A 9,892-nucleotide genomic window follows, 5' to 3' on the forward strand; every position below is an offset into this window, starting at 1 on the left:
TCTGGAAATATGGATTTAGCAGTTGTTGTCCTTCATTATTCCTAAAAAAGTGAAATAGTAGATAATTTTTTAAAATATTATAATGGTTTTATAGAAAAATAAATATATTTACGTGTAATTAAAAACTATTTATAATGAAAAACATCCAAAAACTATCAAGAGAAAATTTGAAACAAATCAATGGAGGAGGGCCTAGAAGTCAGCCTATTCAATCACCGGAAGGAGGATATTATTGCCTTCCGTCTCAGGGACAGCTGTGTCTTGTAGGTTGTACCCCAACCTGCGTAAACGGTGCCTGTAACATAAGCATGTGTTTAGATATAAATCCTTTATAGATTATACTCCGATATATCATTACAAAACCTGTCCGTCCGGATGGGTTTTTTGTTTTTATTACGTTTATATTAATTCATTGAATTTACAGTCAAAATTTAAGTTAAAAATCATTCGTACATGAAATGAAAATATTAATTAGTTTAAATTGCTATATTTGGGAGTTTTAAAAATTAATAATGATATTTTCCTTACAAGGCAGCGTTCAAGAACTTACGCCCACTTACGCAGTGATCAACGTACACGGAGTTGGTTACTATGTAGGTATCAGTTTGATGACCTCCCAGGCACTGGCCCTGAATAAGCCGGCATTCTTATTTATTCAGCAGATCATTCGGGAAGATGCCCATCTTCTCTTTGGTTTTAACACTCGTTCAGAAAAAGAAATGTTCAATCTGTTAATAAGCGTTAACGGAGTAGGAGCTGTTTCTGCCCTTATACTTCTATCTACTTTAACCCTTGAAGAGATCGCTACGGCTATCCTTTCCAAGAACAGTGCATTGATCCAAAAAGCCAAAGGGATAGGGGCTAAAACCGCAGAAAGAATCATTGTGGATTTGAAGGATAAAGTCCAGAAATTCGGCATTGAGGCAGAAAATATTTCTGCTTTTGTAGATAATAAAGTCAAGGAAGAATCGTTATCTGCATTAGAAGTTTTAGGGATCCCGAAACGAATGAGTGAGAAGATGGCAGACAGAATGATGAAGCAGAATCCGGAGATCACGGTAGAAGAACTGGTAAAACAAATTTTAAAAAACATTTAACATTTGGTGGCGAATAATAAGCATCTCAAAATATTTCTGTTCCTGTCGTTCCTGTGCATGTCAGTAAGTGCCTTTGCACAACAGGTACGTGATACTGCGATCATAAAGAAAGAATATCAACTGGCTGACCCCACCCGGTATGAAGCCTTTTATGACATAAAAACCGGAATGTACTACGTATATCCAAAGATTGGAAATACCTACACCGGCCCGCCTACAGCGATGTCCCCCGAAGAGTATAAAGAATTTATGCTCGCTACCCAGACAAAAGCATACTACAAAGAGAAATCTGATAAATACAGTCTCCTTTTCAGAAGAGATAGAAGCGATGCCAAAAAACAAGGCCTTATTCCGTCTCTGATGATCAACAACAGATTGTTTGAAACGATTTTCGGAAGTAATAAAATTGAGATCATTCCTTCAGGATATGCCTCTTTAGACTTTGCCGGACTTTACCAGAAAATAGATAACCCGCTGATCCTGCCACAAAACAGGACCAGTTTTACGTTTGATATCGACCAGAGAATACAGCTGGGACTTTTAGGAAAAGTAGGGGAGAACCTTCAGTTGAAAGCCAATTACGATACCCAGAGTGGTTTCGCATTTGAAAACAGAATGAACCTCGTATGGCAGGCAAAAGGAAGCTGGAAAGACCTTCAGACAAAGGGTCTTGGTGATGTAGACAAGCCAAGTGCCGGAGGGGAAGATAAAATCATAAAAAGAGTAGAATTCGGTAACGTGAATATGCCGCTTTCTACCAGTCTTATCCGTGGTTCACAATCCCTGTTTGGGGTAAAATCGGAATTCCAGCTTGGAAAGACCTTCGGGACAGTAGTCCTTTCCCAACAGCAGGGTGAGGCCAGAAATATTGTCGTACAAGGTGGTGGTGTGATGAACAACTTTAAAGTCAATGCCATCGACTATGAAGACAACCAACACTTTTTCCTGGGACATTATTTCCTAGACCGATATGACCAGGCATTGCTTAATTATCCGCAGATCAATTCCACAGTAAATGTAACCAGATTGGAAGTTTGGGTCTTGGACCAAGGGAACAGTAACCTGGCTTACCAGAAAAGTATCATTGGGATCAGGGACCTTGGAGAAGGAGCCGGAGGATTGCCGGATAACTCACAGAATGGTTTGTACCAGTCTATTAATGCTGCCATTGGACCAAGAGAAGCCGGTAAAAACTATGCAACGACATTCCAGGGACAGAGTTTCCCGGGAAGTGTGCAGCCCTATGATAACGGTGAGCAGTTTATTTTTAATACAAAAGCAAGAAGGCTGAATACCAATGAATATACATTACAGCCTCAGTTAGGATATGTTTCATTAAACCAGAAGCTGAACGAAAATCAGCTTTTAGCCGTTTCTTACTCTTTTACAGACGGAACCAATAAAGTGTATAAAGTAGGGGAATTCTCCGAAGAAAGCCCTGTGTTGGTAACCAAGGTTCTTAGAGTAAACAACAAAGTGAATACACAATCTCCGATGTGGGACCTGATGATGAAGAACATCTATTCTCTGGACGCAGGACAGGTAGCTCAGGACGGATTTATTCTTAATGTTTTCTACAGAGATCCGAAGAGTGGAGGTAAGGTAAACTATCTTCCGGGTACTCCTGTTCAGGATAAAAATTTACTAAAACTATTCAACTGGGACCGTTTGAACATGAACGGTGATATCCAGGCCAGCAGCGGTGTACTGGGAGACGGTATTTTTGACTTTGTGAACGGGATTACGATACGCCCGGAAACAGGTAGGATTATTTTCACCAAAGTACAGCCTTTCGGAAGCTTTATGCAGAGTCAGATTGGAACTAACGATCCGCAGTATGTATTTAATGATCTTTACCGGCAACAGAAACAGGTAGCCACTTCCAGTAACCTTGCACAGCGTTATACGATTGAAGGACGTTACAAAGGAACACAGGGACAGGGGATTTCTCTTGGAGCGGTAAACGTTCCTCAGGGATCTGTAAAAGTTTCTGCAAACGGAGTTCAGCTGACCGAAGGAGTAGACTATACCGTAGACTATATGCTGGGAACGGTAACTATAATCAACGAAAACGTTAAACAGTCCGGACAGGCGATCAATATCTCACTGGAAAACCAGCTTACATTTAATACTCAAAGAAAAAGATTCTTAGGATTAAACTTAGAAAGAAGATTTAATGAGAATTTTATCATAGGTGGAACGGTTGTCAACTATTCAGAATCTCCGCTTACACAGAAAGTAAACTATGGGCAGGAGGCCGTTAATAACACCATGGCAGGGGTTAATATGATGTACAACAATCAGGTGCCTTTCCTGACCAGACTGACCGATAAAATTCCATTTGTAAACACTGAAGCACCATCCAATCTAAACTTCAAGATGGAAGCTGCTTACCTACTTCCGGGACTGAACAAAGGAACCAATGATCAGTCTTATATTGATGACTTCGAACAGACCACTTCTAAGATATCTTTAAAAGAACCGGCTGCATGGAGCCTTGCTTCAAGACCGGAGAAAAATACAGCGGCACCGTTCAACGGAGCGCCTGCTGACGATGCATTGACAAGCGGCTATGGAAGAGGACTTCTTTCATGGTATAATATTGACCCGAGATTCTGGGGAGTAGGAGGCAGAGCTCCTGCGGGAATTACGGCGCAGTCCGTTTCCAATCACGCGTCCAGAAGAGTTCAGTATTCCGAGATTTACAATAACAGAGATTTTGTTGCGGGTGAGCAGACCTTCACCAATACTTTAGATATTTCCTATTACCCTAATGAAAAAGGTCCTTATAACGTCAATCCGGGCACTGAAACAGCAGCTGCGAGATGGGCGGGGATCATGAGACCAATCAGTGTGTCCAACTTTGTGAATTCTAACATCGAATATGTGGAATTCTGGATGATGGATCCTTATGCTGACGGAAATACATTAGGAAACAGAGCCAGACTATTACTTCAGTTAGGAAACGTTTCCGAAGATATCCTGAAGGACGGTAAAATGCAGTATGAAAACGGTCTTCCTACTCCGGGAGCACCTTCTACTACAACTACCTCCAACTGGGGAGTGCAGCCGAAACAGCCACCTATCCTTTATGCCTTTTCAAGCGAAGGAGACGACAGAAGGTCTCAGGATTTAGGATATGACGGTTTAAGCTCTGATCAGGAAGCGATGAGATTCGGGAATACATTCGTAAACCCGGTGACTAACCTGGCTGACCCTGCAGTAGATGATTTTGTGTTTTTCATGTCTGATAAATTTACCGGCGGACAGGCTTCATCTCTTGTTCAGCGATACAAATACTTCAGAAACCCGGAAGGAAACTCTCAGGCCAACTCTCTGGAAGTGGCTTCACAGACTCCGGATGCAGAAGATATCAACAAAGATTACAACCTAGACCAGACGGAAAGTTACAATGAATATATTGTAAAACTGGATAAGCCGAGCCTTGCATTAGGAACAAACAATATCGTAGATGTAAAAACGGTGAAGGCCAGCTTCCAGAACGGACAGACCTCAGATGTAAAATGGTACTTATTCAGAATTCCGGTTTCAAAATATGCAGAGCCTGAAGCTGAAGGAGAAAGAAATCCATCGGTACTGAACAACGTAAGATTCGCAAGATTAATGCTTGCCGGATTTGAGCAGACTTCTACGTTAAGATTCGGAACAATGGATCTTGTGAGATCTGACTGGAGAAAGTATCCTAAAAATATTGCAGTATTTTCACAACCTAACCCGGATCCTGCTACTAATGAAGGAGGTTTGGAAGTGAACACTACCAATCTTGAAGTTGGAAGTGTAAACATTGAAGAAAATGCATTGAATCAGCCTCCATATGTATTGCCTCCTGGTATCGACAGACAGGTACTAAGCGGAAACGCCGGTGCGCAAAGACAGAATGAGGCATCTCTATACATGAAAGTGAACGATCTTGTAAGTGGCGAGGCAAGAGGAGTATTCAAAAATACGTCACTGGATATGAGAAGATATAAAAAACTAAAACTTTTTGTACACGCTCATAATCCGAATATCAGAGAACCTGGTGCGGGTGATATAGACCGTAAAACTAAGTTCTTTATCCGTTTCGGTAGTGATGCTACAGACAACTATTATGAATATGAAGCTTCCCTGAAGTTAACTGAAGGTACGGCGACTGCACCTATGGAAATCTGGCCATTCGAAAATGACGTGGAACTGGAAATCCAGAATTTGGTGGATGCGAAAATAAGACGAGACAAAAACAATCCGAATAAAATATCAGAGAGAATAATGGATCCGAATTTTGAACTCGGACCCAATTTTAAAAGAATATACATTAAAGGACGTCCAAGTTTAGGGAATGTAACAACCATTATGATTGGTATCAGAAATGGTAACGAAAGAGGTGATGCGCAGGCTTCTCTTAACCGGGTTCTTTGGGTAAACGAAATACGTCTTTCTGAAATTGAAAACGATGGTGGATATGCAGGTAATGCAAGCTTGAATTTTAACCTGGGAGATTTTGCAACCATTAACACGAGTGCATCTTATACCTCTGTAGGTTTCGGTAATATAGATTCAAAACCGGCAGAAAGAACTCAGTCTACACAATCAGCATTCAGTATCAATACGGCGATAAACGTAGATAAATTACTTCCTGAGAAAAGTGGAATGAAAATTCCGTTAAACTACTCTTATTCACAAACCATCGAGGATCCGAAATACAATCCTCTTGATACCGATGTGGAATTCAGTAAAGCAGCCAATAAAGAGCAGCTGAAAAAAGTAGCAAGAACATACACCCAGCAAAGAAGTATCGGTGTAGTGAATATGCACAAGGAAAGAGTAAATCCAAATAAGAAACCTAAATTCTACGATATAGAAAACGTTTCCGTAACTGCGGTTTATAACGATGATTATTTCAGAGATATTTACACCTCTAAAAATTACAGACAATATCTGAGAGGATATGTGGATTACAACTACACCTTCAAGCCTTGGGTGATTAAGCCTTTCAACAAAATGATCAGTGATACGGCGAAGTCTACAAAATACCTGAGATGGGTTAAAGAATTCAATTTCAATCCGATTCCTACAAGATTATCTTTCAGAACGGAAATAGACAGAAATTACAACGAGCTTGAGTTTAGAAATGTAGAAGCTATCTTAGGCGGAAACACGGGCGATAGCTTTGCGGCGATCAGAAACAGAAACTTCTTCTTCGGATGGCAGTACGGTTTAGGATTTAATTTTACAAAATCATTAAAACTGGAAATCAATTCCGCGACAAGAACACTGAACGATAATATAGACGTGAATGGGATGAGTAATAAATCCATCTTTGGAAATATCTTCAGAGCAGGTAGACCGGTATTGTATAATCACAGAGTACAGCTGAACTACAAACTGCCGTTCCAGTATCTTCCGTATTTAGATTTCATTGATGCAGAAGTAGGCTACGGAATGACGTATAACTGGAATTCCAGATCTACAGCACTCCTTTCAAGTCCTGAAGGAAGCCTAGGTTCCGTGGGTCAGAATACCAACGTGATTCAGGTGACAGCTACGGCAGATATTCCTAAGTTCTTCGGACAGTTTAAATACTTCAAGAATATCTCCGCAAAACTGCAGAAACGTAAGCAGGAAATAGACTCCCTGAATAACGCATACACGCAGCAGTGGGAGAAGAGAAGATACAGATACAAGAGCTATAAATTTAAAAACAAACTGACGATTCTTCAGAGTGCAGCTTTTGTAATGACATCATTCAAGCAGTTAGATGTTAATTACTCTGAAAATAACGGAACAGTGCTTCCTGGTTTATTGTCTGCACCGAATATGTATGGTTACGGCCAGACTTTGGGAGGCCCTACGATGGGATTCCTTTTTGGATCACAGGCAGATATCAGAAGAACAGTGCTGGAAAACGGATGGGTAAGTGATTCACCATATATGACCGATCCTTACATCAAAATGTCAACCAGGGAACTGAGGGCCAATTTACAGATCGTGCCGATGAATGATTTCAGGATTGATCTGAGTGCACTGCACAACTATAACAGAAACTTTTCACAATCCGGATTTAATAACAGGAATAACCTCGGAACAGCCAATCATGACTATGCTTTTGCGAATGATCAGGTGACATACTCCAATTCAGTCGTACTTCTTAAAACTTCATTCAAAGAAACTAAGGCCGTCTATCAGGCGATCAGAGAGAATGCAAGAATACTGTCTCAACAGGTGGGTATAGGAGAAATATTGAATAGTGATGGTTTTGCAGATCATTACAGTATTGCCAATGCTTATGTATTGATCCCGGCATTCAGAGCAGCAGTAGAAGGAAAATCTGTCAAGCAGATCGGAAATGCCAAGAAAGCAGGAATCCCGATTCCAAACTGGAGAGTTACGTACTCTGGTTTAAGAAATGTTCCGATCATTAATGGTCAGTTCTCTAAATTTGATATCCTGCACGGATATACCGCAACGTATACGGCAACTGGAATCCAGTCAAGTATTGATTACTTTAACAGGATTTCAGGTGGAAATGCATTCGATGTTAATAATGATTATATCAATCCGTTTACCTTCTCTCAGGTGGGCTACGTAGAATCCTTCTCACCACTTATCGGAATAGATGTGACCATGAGAAACAATATGCAGTTCGGACTTCAGTACAACAGAAACAGAATGATGATTCTAGGATTGGTCAACCATACCCTTACGGAAGATTCCAATAGTGAGTATGTAGTGAGATTAGGATACATTGTGAAGAACTTCAGATTAGGAATGGCCAACACAAGAGGATCCAGAGGAAAAGGAAGCGATCTTAACATCAGAGGAGATATTTCATTAAGAGACAGCAAAACCTCTATTATGAATATCCTTTTGGATGATTCGCAGATCACAGGAGGTCAGAAACTGATGAATATCAAGATTTCTGCAGACTACAATGTTTCCGAGAATCTGAACTTAAGAGTCTTCTACGAGCAGATGACTTCCAAGTATAAAATATCGACGGCATTCCCGCTGTCTACCATCAGAGCCGGTCTGTCTGCGACGTTCACGTTTGGCGACTCAGGCGGTGGTTTCTAAGATAAAATACATAAAGCTTAAATGTCCTTCAATTTTGAAGGACATTTTTTATATCCGATATTTGAAACTACTATTATTTTGAATACATTTGTACAAAATAAAAATTAAAATGAATACACCATCAGAATTAAAGTACACGAAAGATCACGAATGGATCAAGATTGAAGGTAACGTAGCTACAATTGGTATTACAGACTTCGCACAGGGAGAACTTGGCGATATTGTATATGTAGATGTAGATACTGTAGATGACGATCTTGAAGGGGGAGCGGTTTTCGGAAGTGTAGAAGCGGTGAAAACGGTTTCAGATTTATTCTTACCTATTGCAGGAAAAGTTATTGAATTTAATTCAGAATTGGAAGCTCAGCCTGAGCTGTTAAACACAGACCCTTATGGAAACGGTTGGATCATTAAATTAGAACTTGCTGATGGTGCTGATCATTCAGAACTGCTTACTGCAGAAGAATACCAGGCAATCATTGGATAAGATTTCAAAAATATTCAGTAAGATTTTGCCCATTTATTGGGCATTTCTTACTTATATGCTCCTGAAGCCGGGTGAAGAGAACCAGGAATACTGGTTTATGTTCAGCGGTATCGACAAAGTTTTGCATGTGAGCATATTTGCCATGTTAGGATTCTCCTTCATTGCAGCATTTCCCAAAATCAAATTTTCATACTTCTTTCAGATCATCCTTATATATGCATTCCTTACCGAGATCCTTCAGGAGGAGATGGGATTAGGCAGATCCATGGAATCTTTAGATATCGTAGCAGATACTGTAGGATGCTTAATTGGATACTATATATATAAGATGCTAATCAAGCGTTTTTTCTAAATAAAATACCACTAATCACATTGATCCATTTTTGGATAGATTAGTAAATCTCTTGTATGTTTCTATACATTCAATAGGAATGAGCTTCAGCGCGCTTACAGCATATATTCATCATAAAGGCTTTAGTTAAAAGCTTTACTTCAGAAATTCCGAATACTCTTTTTTATAGAATTAAAATAATCTTCTAAACTTTCCAAAGCGAATTTTACCGGAGCAACATACCAATGCTAAGACTATCTGATTCATTAATCTTATACCTTATATATATGACAGCATCAAATGAATATAATACAAGTCCATAATACCATATAGTATCAGATTCAATAGGAGCGGGCTTCAGCCCGCTTACAAGATATACGCATTGAATAAGACTTCAGCCAAAACCTATTTATATGCAAAGTGAAAGATAAAACCCCTGTTAAATAAAGAAGAACTACAAAATCAAACATTAGTTTAAAATTTTTCTCTCTGCTTCCCAGTGCCTTATGAATTTATAAGGCTTGTTCATGAATTTTATGTTAAATAAACTTGCATTGCGTATTAATAAGTTGTTATCTTTGCCCCACTGAAAAACGAGAGTAGTTCAGTAGCACAGAAGAGCTTTTAGATAAGCATTAATGATTTATACGAGCTTTAAGATGTAGACGAAAATCTTTTAAAATTTTTAGAAATAAAAGTTGTGAGGTTTAAAAAAGTTTGTATCTTTGCAGTCCGGTTAAACGGGGAGCAGAAGCGAGTAAGGATTGAGGTTTAGGAGGGGTTAAGGTTACTTAAAAAACTTTAAAATTTTCCTCTGAAACATTTGGTCAATTAAAAATAAATAATTACTTTTGCAACCGCAAATAAGGAACAGAACGACAGAAAAGCTTCTTTATACATTGC

5 protein-coding genes are annotated in these 9,892 nt (G+C 39.4%); all 5 read left to right on the plus strand.

Annotated elements, in window-relative coordinates; all coding sequences use genetic code 11:
• The first annotated feature begins 134 nt into the window (after positions 1-134).
• The 5 genes from BUA72_RS24275 to BUA72_RS21345 all read left to right on the plus strand — a co-directional run bounded on the left by BUA72_RS24275 (position 135) and on the right by BUA72_RS21345 (position 9,010).
• On the plus strand, positions 135-335 hold the full coding sequence (locus BUA72_RS24275) for a bacteriocin-like protein (protein WP_047454544.1): 201 nt from the start codon (positions 135-137) through the stop codon (positions 333-335).
• A 177-nt stretch (positions 336-512) separates the two neighbouring features.
• Positions 513-1,097 (plus strand): Holliday junction branch migration protein RuvA, encoded by a 585-nt coding sequence (gene ruvA / locus BUA72_RS21330; protein WP_072925017.1) that lies wholly within the window; start codon positions 513-515, stop codon positions 1,095-1,097.
• 57 nt (positions 1,098-1,154) lie between these two features.
• Entirely contained in the window at positions 1,155-8,171 is a 7,017-nt protein-coding gene (gene sprA, locus BUA72_RS21335) for a T9SS outer membrane translocon Sov/SprA (protein ID WP_072925018.1), read from the plus strand.
• 109 nt (positions 8,172-8,280) lie between these two features.
• Entirely contained in the window at positions 8,281-8,658 is a 378-nt protein-coding gene (gene gcvH, locus BUA72_RS21340) for a glycine cleavage system protein GcvH (protein WP_047454550.1), read from the plus strand.
• Between the two features lie 25 nt (positions 8,659-8,683).
• Complete coding sequence (locus tag BUA72_RS21345; RefSeq protein WP_262484416.1) at positions 8,684-9,010, plus strand: VanZ family protein; 327 nt, start codon at positions 8,684-8,686, stop codon at positions 9,008-9,010.
• Positions 9,011-9,892: the final 882 nt, after the last annotated feature.

Source organism: Chryseobacterium sp. OV279, from assembly GCF_900128945.1.
GTDB lineage: Bacteria > Bacteroidota > Bacteroidia > Flavobacteriales > Weeksellaceae > Chryseobacterium.

Excerpts from the sequence above, each read along its gene's own strand:
- sprA (WP_072925018.1), top strand. The coding sequence starts at position 1,155 with ATGTCAGTAAGTGCCTTTGCACAACAGGTACGTGATACTGCGATCATA.
- gcvH (WP_047454550.1), top strand. The coding sequence starts at position 8,281 with ATGAATACACCATCAGAATTAAAGTACACGAAAGATCACGAATGGATC.
- ruvA (WP_072925017.1), top strand. The coding sequence starts at position 513 with ATGATATTTTCCTTACAAGGCAGCGTTCAAGAACTTACGCCCACTTAC.
- BUA72_RS24275 (WP_047454544.1), top strand. The coding sequence starts at position 135 with ATGAAAAACATCCAAAAACTATCAAGAGAAAATTTGAAACAAATCAAT.